Consider the following 16,856-nt stretch of genomic DNA (forward strand, 5'->3'; position numbering starts at 1 on the left):
GTTCTCTGAGTTCAGAGAACCTTTTTTGTTTCCCATTCTAAATGAGCCATACGATGGTAGAACCTAAAATGGCCCGCTGTCGCAGCCCATTTTTTAACGGTTCTGCTATCGTAGGCTAGTTCAAGTCTCTTCTCCGGTATAAATCGCCGTGGAGTTGTGAGACTTCTAATCTTTTATGTCTTGCAGCAACCGTTACTCGTATTTACTCGTCGGTTACTGCGATTTCTGTATATTTTTAAGTCTCCACTCCGGTAACCGACGTCACAGTTCTGGCGGTAGGGTTGAGCATAGTTTATGGAAATCTATGGCTTCGTCCATGTGCTCTTTTGCGATGTCTTTTGCGCCGGCGATGTCGGCTATGGTTCGGGCGACTTTCAGGCAGGAGGCGATTGCTCTTGGGGAGAAGCCGTATCTTAGGGTGGCGTTGTCCAGAGATTTTCTGCCTTCGGTGTCCAGGGCGCAGAAGTCTAGGATTTCCTGCGGGGAGAGTTGGGCATTTTTTATGCCCTGACGTTTGCGCTGGGCTTTGATGGCGCGGGCTACTCCTGTTCTTATTTCTTCCGTTGTTGTGAGGCCCGGGCGTTCTTCCGGCTCGCAGTTTTCTTCAGCTTTATTTTCTACGAAAACACGAATGTCTACACGGTCCAGCAGCGGTGCAGAAAACTTTTTCCAGTACTGATCTATGGATTTCAGGCTGCACAGGCAGATTTTAGAGTGAGAACCGTAGTTTCCGCAGGGGCACGGGTTTACGGCCATTAAAAGCTGGAAGCGGGCTGGGTAAACTGTGGTACGGCCCGCACGGCTGAGAGAAATTGTACCGTTTTCAAGGGGGACGCGGAGCATCTGTAAAACAGACGAGCGGAACTCGGCGGCTTCATCGAGAAACAGCACTCCGTTATGTGCAAGCGATATTTCTCCGGGACGGCAGGTTGGGCCGCCGCCGCAGATACCTTCTATGGACGCTGTTTGATGCGGAATTCTGAAAGGTGGAATCCTGATCAGTGGTTCACTTGGTTTTATGAGGCCTGCAAGAGACCAGATTCTTGTTACTGATTGTGCTTCATCTGTTGTAAGCACAGGATTAATTGCCGGAAACTTCTGAATTGCCATTGTTTTACCACAGCCCGGTGCTCCCATAGCAATCAGATTATGTCCACCTGCTGCCGCAATCTGAAGGGCTCTTACAAGCTGCTTTTGACCTTTTAGTTCAGCAAACTCATAACCAGGTACAATTTCGGGAAAGAAAACACCGTCCTGATTTATACATCCCGGAGGAATCATATTTTCTCCATTTTCCATATTTCTTGCTACATAAAATGACGGGTCGCTCATTGCACGGAAAGCATTTTCCAGCGAATCTGCTCCATAAACCTGAACTCCTGCAATCTCTCGGGCTTCATCAGCATTCTGAACAGGAACTATACATCGCATAATGCCACTGGCCGCCGCCGTAGACACCGCGGCGTGTACACCCTTTACAGCCCGAATCCTTCCTGATAATTCCAGTTCACCCATTACAAGCAGTGGCTCATCAATAAAGCCACTAAAACCATCTTCCATTGCTTTAGCACCAAGAACTCCCAGTGCCACCGGCAAATCAAAACCTGCACCTTCTTTTTTCAAATCTGCAGGAGACAGGCTTATCAGCACCCGCTCTCCAGGATATTCAAAGCCCGAGTTTCTGATTGCTGCCTGCATTCTCTCCCGCGACTCCTTTACAGCTCCGTCCGCCAGACCTACAATATCTGTGGCTGGAATACCGCGCCGCAAATCAACTTCCACGGTAACCAGAGCCCCTTCGTAACCAAAGGGTGAAAATGAATAAATCTGCATTTATTTTTCCTCCATAATAAAATAGGAAAAGATAGAAGAATTCAGGAAATGAATTTGGCCAAAAGAAGAAAAAAGTTGTAAAAAATCTGAAAAAATGGATTTTTTTCAAAAAAACACCCTTTACCCCTTGAATATGAAGAAAAAATTTGTATAATTTTGCGAAATTTTTTATCAAATTTCAAAAAAGTGTGTTATATTATATGTAGCGGTTTTATCCACTAAATAAATTCAGACACCGCTAGCAACCGCAAAAAGTAGGAGTTCTTGTGAATAAGCATGATTTTCCAAAAATCCATTTTTACGATCAGGATTTTGTAGACATTTATAATAAGACTTGGTCTTGGGTTTCTTCATTATGGATTAACCCGGAAACCGGAGAGCAGGACTCAGAGGGCTTATTTATTTATCCAGAAAAGGATAAGTTAGTTATCAATCAGTTCGAATCTATTTTCTCAACTTTCTTTCTTGTATATTCTAATAGAAATTTTGATGCATGTAAGAACATTGATTATTTTTATGAACGTCAGGAAGCTTCTGGAGCAATCCGCTGGAAGTATGATGTAAAAACAAATGAGCCTGTTCTCGACAAAGATAATAAAGAAGGAGTTGGTCTCCCTCTCTTTGCTTTTGCTGAATATAATCTTTTCCATAAATCAGCTAACAAAAAGCGCATTAAGGATGTAATGCCGGCTCTTCAGAAATATATGTCATGGCTTGATGAAAAATTCAAGAAAGACAACGGCCTTTACTCAGTTCCTGTAAGCGCATCTTCAATGACTAACTCACCACGTGAGAAAGTTTACTATCCTGTAGATTTCAATGCATGTATGGCAATCAATGCCTCTTATATGTCGGCTCTTGGTGATATTCTTAATGATAAAGATATCAGTTTCCAGTACCGCAAGATGTACTTCTCAATCAAAACAAAAATCAATTCTTTGATGTGGGATAATGCATCTGGTTTCTACTACGATCTTGATAAGGATGAAAAGCAGGTTAAGGTAAAGACAATCGCTTCTTACTGGACAATGCTTGCTGAAATCCCTAATGCTGACAAAGCTGACCTTCTTGTTGAACACTTAAACAATCCTAAGACTTTTGGTACAGACCATCCGTTCCCAACACTCAGTGTTGATAACCCTAACTTCAGCGAAGACGGAAACGGTTACTGTGGTTCTGTAATGCCAGCCTTCAACTTTATGGTAATCAAAGGTCTTGAAAAATATGCTCAGTACGAGTTTGCCCGCGAGTGTGCAATCCGTCACCTTTACTACGTTCTCGAAGGTCTTATGCCTAATGAAAACAAGCAGCCTGGTGATCTCTTTGAAGCATATATGCCTAATAAAGAAGGCCGTGCAAAAATCAACAAAAAAGACTATGCACGTTCACGTTATCTTCTTACAGCAGGCCTTTCAACAATTGCTTTGATGATTGAAAACGTAATCGGACTTTCCATCAGCCTTCCTCGTAAGACTGTAGACTGGATTATTCCGAACCTTGAAATTATGGGTATAGAAAACCTTTCGCTTAAGCGCAACCTCATCACAATTCTGTCGAACAAGAGTTCGCGCGGCTGGGAAATCCAGATGGAAAGCGAAAAGCTCTACTACTTCACAATCAACATCCTCGATCAGAAGAAAAAGACTTTACCGATTCCAAGCGGTAAATGTTCAATGCTTATCGACAAGCTATAATAGGAGGTTTAGATGGCAGCCCCTGAATCAGTAATTGAAATAGGTTCGACAGGGGTTCGCCTCCTTGTAGCCGAATTTTTACCGGACGGAAAACAGAATATTCTGGACCGTTCGGAAAAGCCCCTCTCTCTTGGAAAAGACGTTTTTACCAGTGGCATAATCAGCCAGGAAACTCAGAATCAGCTTATTTCTATTCTCATCCGTTATCGTGAACAGCTTGCTAGCTGGGGCATTTCGCCTTCAGAATGTACCTGCATCGCTTTGAGCGCTTTCCGTGATGCAAAGAACAGTGACCCTATTATGGACCGTATTCTCGTTCAGGCCGGTTTCCATGTCCGCATTGTAGATGGCATTGAAGAAAACAAGCTGATGTATCTTGCTGTTTCTGAATGTATTAAAAACGAAACTCCTGCCTTTAAGGATTCTGATACTGTAATTCTGATGGTTGGCGGAAGTACAACTGAAATCATGCTGATGTCTAAAGGTAAGATGGCGGGTGTTCACAGTCTTCGTCTTGGAACTGTCCGTATCGATCAGCAGATGAAAAATCAGACAAGTTCTTACAATGATATTCAGCGTTATGTTTCGGAATCAATTTACAATACAAAGGGCTCTCTCGAAAGTGAATTAAACCTGAGCGAAGTAAAGCAGTTTATTGCGGTTGGCCCGGATATTACTCTTGCGGCTTTGAATGTTGGCCGTCCTATTTCAACCTTCCTTTGGGAAATTGATAAGGATGATTTTTCTGAATTTGCAAAAGAGATTCAGGGCTACAGTGTTGATGAATGTGTTGCACGCTTTAAGATTTCCTACAACGAAGCTGAAACCCTTCAGGTAAGTCTTTTGATTTACAATCTCTTTCTGCATCTTACTAAAGCAGAAAAACTTCTGGCTCCGGAAACTAATATCCGTAATGGTCTTCTTTTAAGCCAGCACTCAAGTGAGAACGAAGAACTTCAGAAAGAATTCAATATGCAGATTACGGCTTCAGCTCGAAACCTGCTTCGTAAATATCATGGTGATGAAAATCATGCGGAATGTGTTCGTATGATTGCGGTGAAATTTTACGACACTCTTAAAAATGATCTCGGTTTTAGTGAGCATGCACGAACGCTTCTGGAGACGGCGGCGATTCTTCATGATATCGGTGGTTTCATCCGTTACGACAATCACAACCTTCACAGCTCGTACATTATCCGTAATTCGGAGATTTTTGGACTTTCGCGTAAGGATAATACTATTGTTGCCGAGATTGCAAAATATCATAAAGGTAATTCTGTTCCTCAGGATGAAGACAGCTTCCTTATGCTTCCGCGAGCAGACCGCATGACTATCTTAAAACTAACGGCTATTCTTCGTATTGCAGATGCGCTGGATCGCGGACACATTCAGAAGTTCAGTGATTTTTCTATTAAGGTTCAGCAGAACTCGCTTGTAATTCATACAAAGGCTTCCAAAAATACCGTACTTGAAAAAATTGCGCTCAACGAAAAGTCGGGTATGTTTGAATCGGTTTTTGGTTATAAGGTGATTTTGCTGTAAGGAGAGCACTATGCAGGAAAGATATTTCAACCGTGAACTCAGCTGGCTTGAGTTTAATGCCCGTGTTTTATTTCAGGGGCTCAATAAGGAACTTCCTCTTTTAGAGCGTCTGCAGTTTCTCTCTATTGTAACTTCGAATTTCGATGAATTCTTTCAGGTTCGTGTTGCTTCAATTAAACGTCTGATAATGGAAAATTCTAATCAGACAGATGCTTCGGGACTTTCACCACATATGGTTTATACTTCAATTTCGGCCCGTGCTCATCAGATTATGCGAACACAGCAGGAATGTCTTATGTCAGACATTCTTCCTGCTCTTGCAGAAAAAGGGCTGATTTATGTAACTCCAATGCAGTACACGCAGCAGCAGATTGAATATTTGAGTGGTGTTTTTAATTCTGAAATTTTCCCTCTGCTTACTCCGCTTCGTACAGATGTTGAAGCTTTTCCTCATATCAAAAATCTGACAACCTATGCAGCCTTCCTGCTTGCTCCGATTAAGGGAATTAAGGTTGGTTCTGAAGCTTTGAAGGGTAGTGATGATTTACCACGAATTGCCTTTGTTGAGATTCCGGATGGCATTTCGAATATTTACTGGCTTCCTGGTGGCGATAGTAATAGCCGTCAGTTTGCTCTCTTGCAGGATATTGTTGCACAGTACGGTACAAAGCTTTTTCCTGGTTTTGATGTAGAAGAAACTCTGCTCTTTAAGGTAACCCGTGATGCTGATTTTGCTGTAGATGAAGATGCAGGAAAGAATTTTATTCATGCGATGGAAGATGTTCTGATTCAAAGAAAATCTTCGTTCCCTGTTCAAATGACCTGTAATTCTTCGAGTCAGAAAATTATCCGTTTTCTGATGGAAAAACTGGAACTTAAAGAAGATGATGTTTACCGTGTAAATCAGATTATAAATCCTGCAGATCTTATGGAACTTCGCGATGCAGATGAGGCTCCGGCTTTGAGTTTTGAAAGGTGGGAGCATTTTTATCCGGCAGGCCTTCCGGAAGAAGAACCTTACTGGGATTCGCTTAAGATGCATGACAGAATTCTTCATGTGCCGTATGAAAGCTATGACCCGGTTGTTAAGTTTCTTTCTGATGCAGCAGATGATGATGATGTCCTTGCAATTAAAATGACTTTGTATCGTACTGGCCGTGACTCTCCGATTATTGATGCTCTGGAACGCGCAGCTCAGCGTGGTAAGCAGGTTGTCGTACTTGTTGAACTTAAGGCACGTTTTGATGAAGAACGCAATATTGCCTGGGCAAATGAACTGGAACAGGCCGGTGTTACTGTAATTTACGGACTTGTAAATCTTAAAGTGCATGCAAAAATCCTGATGGTTATCCGCCGTGAAAGTGATACAATCCGCCGTTATGTTCACCTCGCTACAGGAAACTATAATACAAAGACTGCTAAACTTTATTCAGATATTTCTTTGTTTACAGCAAATCTGCAGATTGCAAATGATGCAACTCAGTTCTTTAATCTTGTAACCGGTTATTCAACATTGCAGAATATGAACTGTCTTTCTATGGCACCGGTAACAATGAAGTCTCGTATCATTGCGATGATAAATCGCGAAATTGAAAGAAGCACGGCTGAAAACCCTGGATTGATTATTGCTAAAATGAACAGCCTTACACATGAAGAAGTTATTTCTGCTTTGTATAAGGCGAGTCAGGCTGGTGTAAAGGTTCTTTTAAATATTCGTGGAATCTGTATGCTGGTACCTGGAGTTGAAGGTCTTAGTGAAAATATCCGCGTTGTTTCTATCGTAGACCGTTATCTTGAACATGCCCGTATTTTCTATTTCCAGAATGGCGGAACACCTGAGCTTTACTGTTCTTCTGCCGACTGGATGAACCGCAACCTTGACCGCCGAATTGAACTCATGTTCCCGATCTTAGATAAGGTTGCTTTTGAAGATATAAAATCAATCCTTGATACTTATTTTGCTGATAATACAACTGCAATGGAACTTCAGTCAAATGGAAGCTGGGAGCCGGTTGTTCGTGGCAAAAAAGATGAAGTAATCCGGGCACAGGAAGTTCTCTATAAAAAATACCGCCAGCTCGAGGAAAAAAAGCCTAAGAGCGAAGAAACCCGCTTTGAGGTCAGACGAAAATGAAAATTGCGGTATGCGATGATGAGAACAAAATTGTTGAAGAAATAACTTCCTTTATTAAAAAAGAATTTCCTTCAAGTGAGGTACTGCCGTATTCAGATGGGGAGACTCTGCTGTCATCTTCTGATGAGTGGCCGGAAGTTTTGCTGCTTGATATTGATATGCCTGGTATCAGCGGAATGGAAGTAGCAGCTGCTCTTACTCGGGAAAAAGCTGATACACTTATTGTTTTTGTTACGGCACATGATGAGCTTGTATACGACAGTTTTAAATATCATCCTTTTGCGTTTGTCAGAAAAAAGTTTCTGGAAAAAGAATTAAAGGCAGTCCTGTCAGATTGTGAAAAGCAGCTGGTTAGCCGTAACAAAAATTTTGTTTTTCAGAATGCCTCTAAACTTGTGACTTTAGCACAGAGTAATATTCTTTATTTTGAAGGTCAGGCAAATTATCTTGCTATACACACAATTGCAGATGAATACAAAATGCGATCAACAATGACGGCTGTGGAAAAGGAACTTGAAGACAGTGACTTTCTGCGAATCCACAAGGGCTTTCTTGTGAATCTGGAACACATAAGAGTTTTGAAAACTGAAGAACTTGAACTGGATAATGGAACTGTTCTTCCGATTGGAAAGTCTTATTCTGAAACTGCAAAGAAAAGTATTTTGCGTTACATGCGCCGATAAATCTGTGGCTGGAAAATAAAAATGTTTTGCAATAAGAAAAAAGAAATTGAAGAACTGACTCAGAAACTCCTCGAACTTGAAGCTCAGAATAAAGATTTGAAATACGAGCTTGATTCCTATAAATGGCAGATGGAAGAAATCAATAAGCAGGAAGAGGAAATCAGGCAGCTTCATCAGAATACAAGAAAGCTCAAGCACGATATGAGAAATCATCTTATGGTGATGACCTCGTACATAAACAGCGGCGATTACGAAAATGCCAGAAACTATATTTCTGAAATACTTGATAAATTGAATGCTGTACGAAGTTATGTTGAAACCGGAAATCCTTTGTTGAATCATATTCTGAATGATAAGCTTGAGATTTGTCGTCAGGAAGAAATAGACGTTAAGGCAGATATTGGAAAGGCTTCATTTGAAAAAATGAAGGGAATTGATTTCTCGGCGGTCTTTTCAAATGCAGTGGACAATGCGATTGAAGCAGAACGCAGGGAAGAGAGAAAAGAAATCAGCATTAGCGTTTATGAGAAAAAAGGCTACGATGTAATTTCTATAAAAAACCGTATTTCAAAATCTGTACTTGAGGAAAATCCTGACTTGAAGTCTACCAAGACTGACAGCGAAAAACACGGCTTTGGTGTTAATCAGATAAAAGAAATTGTAGAGTCTTATTCTGGTATGACAGACTTCTATGAAGAAGACGGCTTTTTCATTGTGAATATGTTTATCCCTAAATAAATACTGTTTATCCCAACCTACTTGTTCCATAGAGCTTCCCGGAGTATTGTAATTTCAGAGGATGACCTATGGTTATTTTTGATTATGTAAATAAGTTTGTATTACACGATATTGATATTCATATTCCCCGGGGCGTTACAGTTGGAATTATTGGTGCGTCTGGTGCAGGAAAAACAACCTTTCTTAAGCTGGTTTCAGGACTTTTAAAGCCAGAACTTGGAAGAGTTCATACCTTACGGCAAAATCCTGTTGATAATAAATCTAAAATCGCAAAACGAATTTCAGTACTGTTTTCTGATATTCCTGTCTATGAAGATAATCTTACTATTATGGACCATCTTGATGAAATCAGAATTATGTATGGAATGAATAAGGTTGAGTTTGAAACCTGTCTAATGAAGATTTCACACGAACTTAATTTTTCAGAACTTCTCCATTCAAAACCGAAGAGTCTGTCACTTGGACAAAAAAGACGTGCAGAACTTGGACTTACTTTATTGCGTGATGCAGATTTATATATTTTTGATGAACCTTGTATTGGTTTGGATCAGAATGGAAAAGCCGCTTTTTATAAATTGATTGATGACAAGAAAAAAAAGGGCAAAACAATTCTTGTAAGTTCTCATGACATGGAAGATATTTCCAGAATTGCAGATAGAGTTCTTCTGCTGGATAAGGGAGCTCTTGCATTCTATGGTTCAAAGGAAGAACTCTATAAAAGTATGGCCCCGATGGAAGAAAGTTACATCGAGTTTGAAGGAACTATTCCTGATATTTCGGATCTCGAGATAGAACGCTACATTCTGGAAAATGATAAATTAACAATCCAATATAATTCCAATCACGTTTCATCTAAGGAAGTGCTGGAACGAATCTGTTTACATTCCCGGGTAAAGTCTGTGATTGTTCGCAGAGCAAAACTGGGAGATACAATAAAACAATTGAACGGTGAGGTAAAAAAAAGTGAGCTTTATTGAAGTCCAGAATATCTCAAAAGATTTTAAGGTAAACAAAAGAAGCGCTGGTATTCCCGGAATGATTGCAAATATGTTTGTTCCGAAATATGAAATCAAGCATGCTGTAAAGGATTTAAGCTTTACGATTGAAAAGGGTGAGATGGTCGGTTTTATCGGGCCGAACGGTGCCGGTAAATCTTCTACTATCAAAATGCTTTCGGGAATCTTGTGTCCGGATTCTGGTTCAATCAGCGTAAACGGCTTTATTCCTTACAGACAGCGAAAATCCTATGTTGGAAAAATCGGCGTTGTATTTGGACAGAAGTCGCAGCTGCAGTGGGATCTTCCTGTAATCGACAGTTTCGAACTTCTTCGTGCCATTTACCGTATTCCGGAAGAGAAATACAAAGCAAACCTCGATCGCTTTACAGAAATGCTGGATATGAAGAGCTTTATAAATCAGCCGGTACGTCAGCTTTCACTTGGACAGAGAATGAGATCTGATATTGTAGCATCACTTTTACATTCACCGGAAATTGTATTTTTTGATGAGCCTACAATCGGCGTTGATATCATTGGTAAGGAGACAATCAGAAACTTTATCCGCGAGCTGAATGAGCAGGACAAAGTGACAATGATTTTTACAACACACGATATGCAGGACATCGAACAGACCTGTAAGAGAATCATAATTATTGATAAAGGTTCTCTGATGTTTGACGGTTCGATTCAGGATATCCGCGGCAAGTATGGAACAACACGCCGTCTTATTGCGGAGTTCAATGAAGAAGTTACAGTTGAACCAATCAGCAAGGTTGCCATCGAAAATCTTGGTGACAGAAAAATGAGCTTCACCTTCGATAACAATGTTGTAGATGTAAATAAACTGATGCACGAGATTCTTGGAAAATATAGTGTACATGATATAACCGTTGCAGAACCGGAAATCGAAAGTATTATTCAGAAGATGTATAACGGGGAGGTTTCTTAATGACAATTTCTCCTTATCTGGCCTTTGCAAAAAAGAGCTTTCTTCAAAAAAGTGCATACCGGCTGGATCACTGGATGGGTATTTTCAATACGCTTATCCGCCTTGTGATTTATGTTGAGATTTACAAGGCTCTGTACGGCGGGCGTGAGGCGGTTGATGGAATTACGCTGAGTATGGTAACGACAAACTTTGTTCTGTCGCTGGGACTGGAATCATTTTTTGTTGTAAATGATTATTACCTTTCTAGCAAACTTTATGATGGAAGTATTGCAACAGAGATGCTGCTGCCTGTGAGTTTTCACGGAAGAATGCTGGCAGATAATCTTGGAATTGCACTGTTCAAACTGATTTTCCACTTTATACCAGCGATGATAGTCGCTGTGATTTTTATCGGAATTGAGCGGCCGGCAAGTGCAGGTGCCTTTGGACTTTTTATTCTGAGTGCACTGCTTGGTTACGGAGTTCTCTGGAGCATCAGCTTTATGTTTCAGATGTTTTCGTTCTGGCTTATGAATGTGTGGGCAATCATGACAATCAAAAATGTTTTTATAAATGTTTTGTCCGGCTCAATGATTCCGCTTTGGTTTATGCCGGAGATTGTCAGAAAGATAATAGCCTTTACTCCTTTCGAAGGAATTTACTTTACGCCGGTTCAGATTTATCTTGGAAGCATAAATGGTAGCGAAGTTGTGGCAGGCTTTATCAAACAGTTTATCTGGATTGTCTGCCTTATGACCTGCGGATTTATTTTATGGAACAAGGGCAAAAAGAAACTTGTGGTTCAGGGAGGTTAATTATGAAATCTGATTTGTTTACTCTTTCAGCAGTGTACACGCGGATGATTTTCCGGTCCTGGTTTCAGTATAAGGTTGATGCGATTCTTCGTTCGCTTGCAGTTTTTCTGCGCGAGTCAACGGCAATCATCGTAATCTTTTTTACTCTTTTGAAGTTTGACACTTTGAACGGCTGGAATATTTATGAGGTTATTTTCTTGTCCAGTCTGCTTTATGTGACCTATGGTATTCTGATTATCTTTTTTACCGGACTTCGAGATTTCGGAAATACAGTAAGGAGCGGTGGCTTTGACAGATATATCTTAAGGCCACGTGGACTTTTGTATCAGTTGATTTTTGCAAATGCAGACTGGTTTGCGGCTGTCGGACAGGGCGGGCTTGGAATTGTTCTCTTTATTATTTCTGCTTCAAAGGTTGGAGTAGTGTGGACGCCTCTTAGAGTGTTCTATTATATTCTGACAATTACGGGAGGTGTTTTGATTCAGGGAGCAATTTTCTTATTTCTTGCAACACTGAATATTTATCTTTTGGAAACTAATGCGCTTAAGGAAGTTTTCTACTGGAACACACGAAGGTTCGCCTGCTATCCGATAAGTATTTTTCATAAGGCTATTCAGTTTTTGATGACCTTCGTTGTACCATTCGCTTTTGTAAATTATTTCCCGGCTCAGTACTTGCTGCGAAAAGAAGATATGGCTAGTTATCCGACAATCTTTATGTACATCACACCTTTTGTTGGACTTGTTATGTATCTGCTGGCATATGCCTTCTGGAGATTCAGTATTAAGTATTATAAGAGCTCAGGAAATTAAACTTTTGCGCCGGCGAAGATTAATCTACAATTCGCACTCCAAACATATCATCAATAATCACAACTTCGCCGCGGGCAACGCATTTTCCATCCTGAATAATTGCAATTGGTTTTCCTGGTAGACTGTCCAGTTGTAAAACGAATCCCTCATCAAGACGTGCGATATCTTCTTGAGAAAGATAAGTTGCACCAAGTCGTAGGGCAATATAGTGTTCTTCATCGTAACGGACAGGCTCTCCCTGCTTTACTTCGATTATTCTGACTCCAAAGTTTTCATCGACAATAACAGCCTCACCACCAAAGAGAACTTTGTTCTCAATAATAACATTCAAAGGAGTTCCGAATTTTTTATTGCTCATAAGAAGTGTGCCGGCTTCAAGTTTTACCGAATCAGAAATAAAACGGCCGAATTCTACAAGCACATTATTTTCACAAGGGCGTGCTTTTATATCAGTTAGATTTTCCAGCTGCGGATTATCTTTTCCAAAGAAACCTGCTTTACGGCAAAGACGTGATAAATAAGAATAATTCAACTGAATGTTAATCATTCCAGTGCAAACATCACTTGTAAGGGCAAGCGTAACAAGAACACACATCTCACTCAAATTCTGACCGGCAGACCACGGCAAAAGCGTATTTAAATCTTTTGTAAATGGCTTTTTAAAATCTTCCCATGGAATCGATTTATCGGTGTTTGAAAAAATCAGTTCCTGAAGCATCTGAGAGAACCTGTCTATGTAAGCAATCTTAAGGCAGTCACTGTCTGTCTGCGTTAGTTCGGGGTATTTCTTTAAATCATGCTTGAGCAGAACCTTTCCAATCTGAGGATCGATTTCAATTGCAAAACCGGAGTTGTTATAATCATAAGTATAGAAAAAAGTTCTCTGGGGAAGGCTTCGGATAAACTCCTCATTTGTAAGCTGATCCACAGCGCAAACTTTTATTCCAAGTAAATCATTTCTGTTACCTGCAAGTTCATTACGGAATTTTTCGCACAACATATCAAAGAAATTAAAGATTTTTCGAAGCTCGTACTTTCCAAATAGATCAGGACGCTTAAAATCATAGATACGAATTCGCGCTAAAGGATTTTTCAAAAGACTTGTATTATTATTCGGTTTTTCCAGAGTTCCGGCAGCTTCCATTTTTGCAATTTCAGCTTTGAGCTCTTCTTCAGTTAAAATTTTCCGTTCTTCAGCAACTTCTTTGAGTTCTCCCTTCAAAAGAGAATCTACATCTGTACCGAGAGCCTGTGCAAGGGCCGGTAAAGTTCCTACATCAGGGCACCCGTCGCCACGCTCCCATTTACTTACAGCCTTGTCACTTACATTTATAAGGTTCGCAAGCTCCTTCTGGGTTATCCCCTTTTTCGATCGCAAATAATTAATCAGTTTTCCAGTTCTCTGTGCATCCATTTTTTAATCTCCTGATGATAAGTATAGGTCAGGAATATAGCGTTGTCACTCGATTTATCGTAGGAATTAGTAGAAATCTTGATTTTTGAGTAGAATTCTACTACTACATAGTAGAGAACTTCCTGTTTTTGCGCTTTATGCGCTGTAATTATCGTGTAACTGTAGGCATTTACGGTAATTATGCAGTCATCAATTTTGACATACCAGTTTTTTCCATGGCGTGTAATTACAGAGCGGATATCCAGGATTTTTTGGCGACAGAACGCAATGACATCTTTTTCATCATTACCAAGTGAGAGATTACGACGGATACGTTCCACGCCCATTGGTGTTGTGTGGAGTTTTTCGATATTTTCTATCAAATCATTTTTCACTTTTATTTCTTAACAGGTGTATAAACTTCAATGTGATTTCCTTCTGAATCAACAAATTCTGCTACCCAGTTTTTGCTGATTTTTGTAAGGGGGAAACAAATCTCTTTGTCAGAAATCTTTCTTTTCATTTCTTCCAGAGATGCAAAACAAATGCTCGGTAAACAGTTACTTCCATAAGTGTGTGACTCACTAACCTTTTTATAAGCAAACAGATGAAATCTGAATCCATTAATATCAAAATAACCACCGAGCTCACTTTTATTGAGAATCTTCTGTTCAAAGAAATCTTCATAAAAAGCAATTGCTCTTTCCAAATCATCAACAATTATATACAAAGAATCAATATGGCAAGTCATAGCAGTACTCCTTAAATTTTATTTTCAAATTCGTCTAACAATTCATGTTTAAATACTTTTTCTCTTGTTGATTCGCGCACTATTTTCCAGAGCCTGGCAGTAGTTTTTAGTTTATTCGGAAACTGGTATGCTGCTGGATCTGCACAGAAATCCTGAACAAACTTATTCCACTGCAAAGAAACTTTGTCGTACTTTTTATAGGTCTTTTTGCCGTAGTAGATGTCTAGCAGATCACCAAGGGTAAAGGTTGTGTCATTTGTTTCTTTTACCTTACGTGCAGTTGCAACCATATCAACATTGAATCTAAAGTTTTTGATTCTAGTCTGTTCAGAAAAGAAATCTCGGAAGCGCTGGTTGAAGCAGAAACGACATTCTAACAGACTTGTTTGCAGTGTGAGGTGAGTGGTGACAACGGATTTAGTATAGTGTATTCCCCTTTCTGTAAGACGATGTGATTTTACAGATCTTACCAGATTTCCATTGAAGTATTCTTCAATAGAATGATTCAAATCTGCCTTAAAACCAGATGAATCAAGTCCAAGCTGTTTACAGATTTTTTGAAGCTCTTCACGATACCAGTAGAATTTAGAGAATTCTTCGTATGATTTTATTTCATTGAATTGAGGGCGGAGCATATAATTTCCTTATCATAACTATCAGTTTGATAAAGAAATTATACGTTATTAAATATGACAACACAGTGTCATATTTCTAGAATCCAAGTTTTCGAATTTCTTCTACGAGGTTTCGACCGTAAGTTTCTGTTCCAAGGCAGTTAGGATGCAGATTATCTAGAAAATATTCGCTTAAATGTGGAACCATCTTAAAGCCATCTATTACCTTTACGTTTTTATAACTTCCGGCAATCTTTTTTACATTTTTGCAGAAGCGTTCGAGTGTCGGAATTCCATCCATGTTGTCTCCACGCCACAAGGGAGAAATGCATAATACAGGAATATCATTACCATAAAGTGACATGAGAGTCTCGTAATACTCTTCTATATCTTTCATTGTTTCACAGCCATACTGATTTGTGCCGAGTGCAACAATGATTTTATCAGGACTATAACCTTCCATTTTTAGCAGAGATTTTTTATCGTAAACATAACCGCCGATTCCCTGATTTATAATTTCATAATTCAAAAGTCTGTTTGCAACACTAACATATGTTTGCGCAGAGCGAAGCGGTCCATAGCCTTGAGTGATAGAATCACCAAGCCATAATACTTTTTCATTTTTAGCAGGTCGTTCAGCAATTGAATCAATTGAGAAATTACGAATTAAAACAGTGGCATCTGCTGGAAGATAAATTACAATATTTTTCATACCAGAAGGAAGCGCCCATTCAAGTTTGCCTTCTTTTTTTAGATTCTTTACATATTCAATTTTTGTAATCAGTCCATCAATCATTAATTCAAAAGAATCGTCTGAGCCCTTCCAGAGAAATTTATAGTCAAAAGAAATAGCCTGTGCTTCAGTTTTCAACTCGATTGTTTTTGCATTGCTGGCCATACATCTGTCGTACCAGAAATCAAGTCCACTCTTAAAATATTCCATCTGCTCTTTTGTATATTGGAATGCCTGTAAATACCCTTCGTTAGTTTCTTCAAAACTATAAGCTCCAAAATAGAAGTTTTGTAATTCCTTGTTTGTTAAAATCATTTTAAGCCTCTGTGTTTTTTTTTGATTGATTATAACATGAGGCGGCATAGATTGAAAATTAAAACAAAGATATATTTTTATTTTTATTTTATTTTTGAGATACTAGTGTTATAATAATTTTGTGGATTTTAAATTTATCTACATTATACGGCTTGGAATTTGATCTTTCTGATTTATCAATTATGCCTGTGAGTCTTGCAAATGCTTAAGGGTGGAAATGAAAAATGTTTACAGAGGATTTTTATAGTATTATAGAGAAAGTTGAAGAATCATATAAAGGTTTTAATATCTTTAAGAATGGCTCTATTTTAGATAAAGCAATATACATTGTTTTCTGGGGGGGATATTTTTTAATCTCCTTTGTTCTATTCTATTTCAATGTACATAATGAATCTATTATTGGAAAAATTTGCTCTCTTGTTATCTTTCTTTTGTATTTTTTATTTTTTTATAACTATAGATTAAAAATTCAAAGAAGAGAAAACTTTTTTTATAAAAAAGGACAGAAGTATGAAGAAGAGTTTCTAAATCAATTTATACAAAATCTGGCAAGGAATAAAATAAAGGTTGAATCCTTTCCGCAAATAATTACTTATTTCAAAAATAAAAAGGAAAAAGAATCAAATAAGCAGGAGAATAATATTGAGAAATATTTGTCTATAGTACTATTGCCGGTTATTATATCTATCTTTTCAAAAAATGAACTTCTATCAAATTACCTTATTATTTTTTCATTTATAGGTATTTTTTTATTTCCATTATGTGTTCAGTTTTTTTCTATGAAAATTAACCGGAAGATAAATATGTATGAAAGTATTGCATATTATTTAAATCTATATCTTTTAATTTCTGAAAAACAATAAAATTGTTTGC

Annotated in this window: 16 protein-coding genes; 10 read left to right on the forward strand and 6 right to left on the reverse strand. The window is 38.8% G+C overall.

What is annotated here, in order from left to right:
- Window positions 1-261: 261 nt before the first annotated feature.
- On the reverse strand, window positions 262-1,833 hold the full coding sequence (locus tag BMY21_RS11540) for a YifB family Mg chelatase-like AAA ATPase (RefSeq protein ID WP_074644370.1): 1,572 nt from the start codon (window positions 1,831-1,833) through the stop codon (window positions 262-264).
- Between the two features lie 266 nt (window positions 1,834-2,099).
- Here BMY21_RS11540 and BMY21_RS11545 point away from each other — a divergent pair, with 266 nt between their 5' ends.
- The 9 genes from BMY21_RS11545 to BMY21_RS11585 all read left to right on the forward strand — a co-directional run bounded on the left by BMY21_RS11545 (window position 2,100) and on the right by BMY21_RS11585 (window position 12,177).
- Complete coding sequence (locus BMY21_RS11545) at window positions 2,100-3,527, forward strand: MGH1-like glycoside hydrolase domain-containing protein (protein WP_074644373.1); 1,428 nt, start codon at window positions 2,100-2,102, stop codon at window positions 3,525-3,527.
- Window positions 3,528-3,539: 12 nt separating this feature from the next.
- Complete coding sequence (locus BMY21_RS11550) at window positions 3,540-5,069, forward strand: Ppx/GppA phosphatase family protein (RefSeq protein ID WP_074644375.1); 1,530 nt, start codon at window positions 3,540-3,542, stop codon at window positions 5,067-5,069.
- 10 nt (window positions 5,070-5,079) lie between these two features.
- Window positions 5,080-7,203, forward strand: coding sequence for a polyphosphate kinase 1 (ppk1, locus tag BMY21_RS11555; protein WP_074644377.1), 2,124 nt, complete (start codon window positions 5,080-5,082; stop codon window positions 7,201-7,203).
- Window positions 7,200-7,886 carry a LytR/AlgR family response regulator transcription factor gene (locus tag BMY21_RS11560; protein WP_074644380.1) on the forward strand — a complete coding sequence of 229 codons (687 nt, stop codon included), beginning with the start codon at window positions 7,200-7,202 and terminating at the stop codon, window positions 7,884-7,886. The genes ppk1 and BMY21_RS11560 overlap by 4 nt, the downstream gene beginning before the upstream one ends.
- 21 nt (window positions 7,887-7,907) lie before the next feature.
- The gene (locus BMY21_RS11565; RefSeq protein ID WP_074644383.1) at window positions 7,908-8,624 is read left to right on the forward strand and encodes a GHKL domain-containing protein; all 717 of its coding nucleotides are present in this window, start codon (window positions 7,908-7,910) and stop codon (window positions 8,622-8,624) included.
- 68 nt (window positions 8,625-8,692) lie between these two features.
- Complete coding sequence (locus tag BMY21_RS11570) at window positions 8,693-9,601, forward strand: ABC transporter ATP-binding protein (RefSeq protein WP_074644384.1); 909 nt, start codon at window positions 8,693-8,695, stop codon at window positions 9,599-9,601.
- Window positions 9,588-10,571: an ABC transporter ATP-binding protein gene (locus BMY21_RS11575; RefSeq protein WP_074644386.1), complete on the forward strand. Its 984-nt coding sequence runs from the start codon at window positions 9,588-9,590 to the stop codon at window positions 10,569-10,571. Before BMY21_RS11570 ends, BMY21_RS11575 begins: the two co-directional genes overlap by 14 nt.
- Window positions 10,571-11,365, forward strand: coding sequence for an ABC transporter permease (locus BMY21_RS11580; RefSeq protein WP_074644388.1), 795 nt, complete (start codon window positions 10,571-10,573; stop codon window positions 11,363-11,365). The genes BMY21_RS11575 and BMY21_RS11580 overlap by 1 nt, the downstream gene beginning before the upstream one ends.
- A gap of 2 nt (window positions 11,366-11,367) precedes the next feature.
- Complete coding sequence (locus BMY21_RS11585) at window positions 11,368-12,177, forward strand: ABC transporter permease (RefSeq protein ID WP_074644391.1); 810 nt, start codon at window positions 11,368-11,370, stop codon at window positions 12,175-12,177.
- A 19-nt stretch (window positions 12,178-12,196) separates the two neighbouring features.
- Here BMY21_RS11585 and BMY21_RS11590 read toward each other — a convergent pair whose 3' ends face one another.
- The 5 genes from BMY21_RS11590 to BMY21_RS11610 form a co-directional block, all read right to left on the reverse strand.
- Window positions 12,197-13,591 (reverse strand): FliM/FliN family flagellar motor switch protein, encoded by a 1,395-nt coding sequence (locus BMY21_RS11590; RefSeq protein ID WP_074644393.1) that lies wholly within the window; start codon window positions 13,589-13,591, stop codon window positions 12,197-12,199.
- Window positions 13,564-13,965 (reverse strand): DUF3781 domain-containing protein, encoded by a 402-nt coding sequence (locus BMY21_RS16195; protein ID WP_074644396.1) that lies wholly within the window; start codon window positions 13,963-13,965, stop codon window positions 13,564-13,566. The genes BMY21_RS11590 and BMY21_RS16195 overlap by 28 nt, the downstream gene beginning before the upstream one ends.
- Window positions 13,966-13,967: 2 nt before the next feature.
- A complete protein-coding gene (locus BMY21_RS11600; protein ID WP_074644399.1) occupies window positions 13,968-14,321 on the reverse strand; it encodes a VOC family protein in 354 nt (117 codons plus the stop codon).
- Window positions 14,322-14,332: 11 nt separating this feature from the next.
- On the reverse strand, window positions 14,333-14,956 hold the full coding sequence (locus BMY21_RS11605; RefSeq protein WP_074644401.1) for an SAP domain-containing protein: 624 nt from the start codon (window positions 14,954-14,956) through the stop codon (window positions 14,333-14,335).
- Between the two features lie 76 nt (window positions 14,957-15,032).
- Entirely contained in the window at window positions 15,033-15,983 is a 951-nt protein-coding gene (locus tag BMY21_RS11610) for an SGNH/GDSL hydrolase family protein (RefSeq protein WP_074644404.1), read from the reverse strand.
- Window positions 15,984-16,207: 224 nt separating this feature from the next.
- On the opposite strand from BMY21_RS11610, the gene BMY21_RS11615 reads away from it, so the two are divergent.
- Window positions 16,208-16,846 (forward strand): hypothetical protein, encoded by a 639-nt coding sequence (locus BMY21_RS11615; protein ID WP_074644406.1) that lies wholly within the window; start codon window positions 16,208-16,210, stop codon window positions 16,844-16,846.
- Window positions 16,847-16,856 lie beyond the last annotated feature (10 nt).

The organism is Treponema bryantii, assembly GCF_900111035.1.
Classification (GTDB): Bacteria; Spirochaetota; Spirochaetia; order Treponematales; family Treponemataceae; genus Treponema_D; species Treponema_D bryantii_C.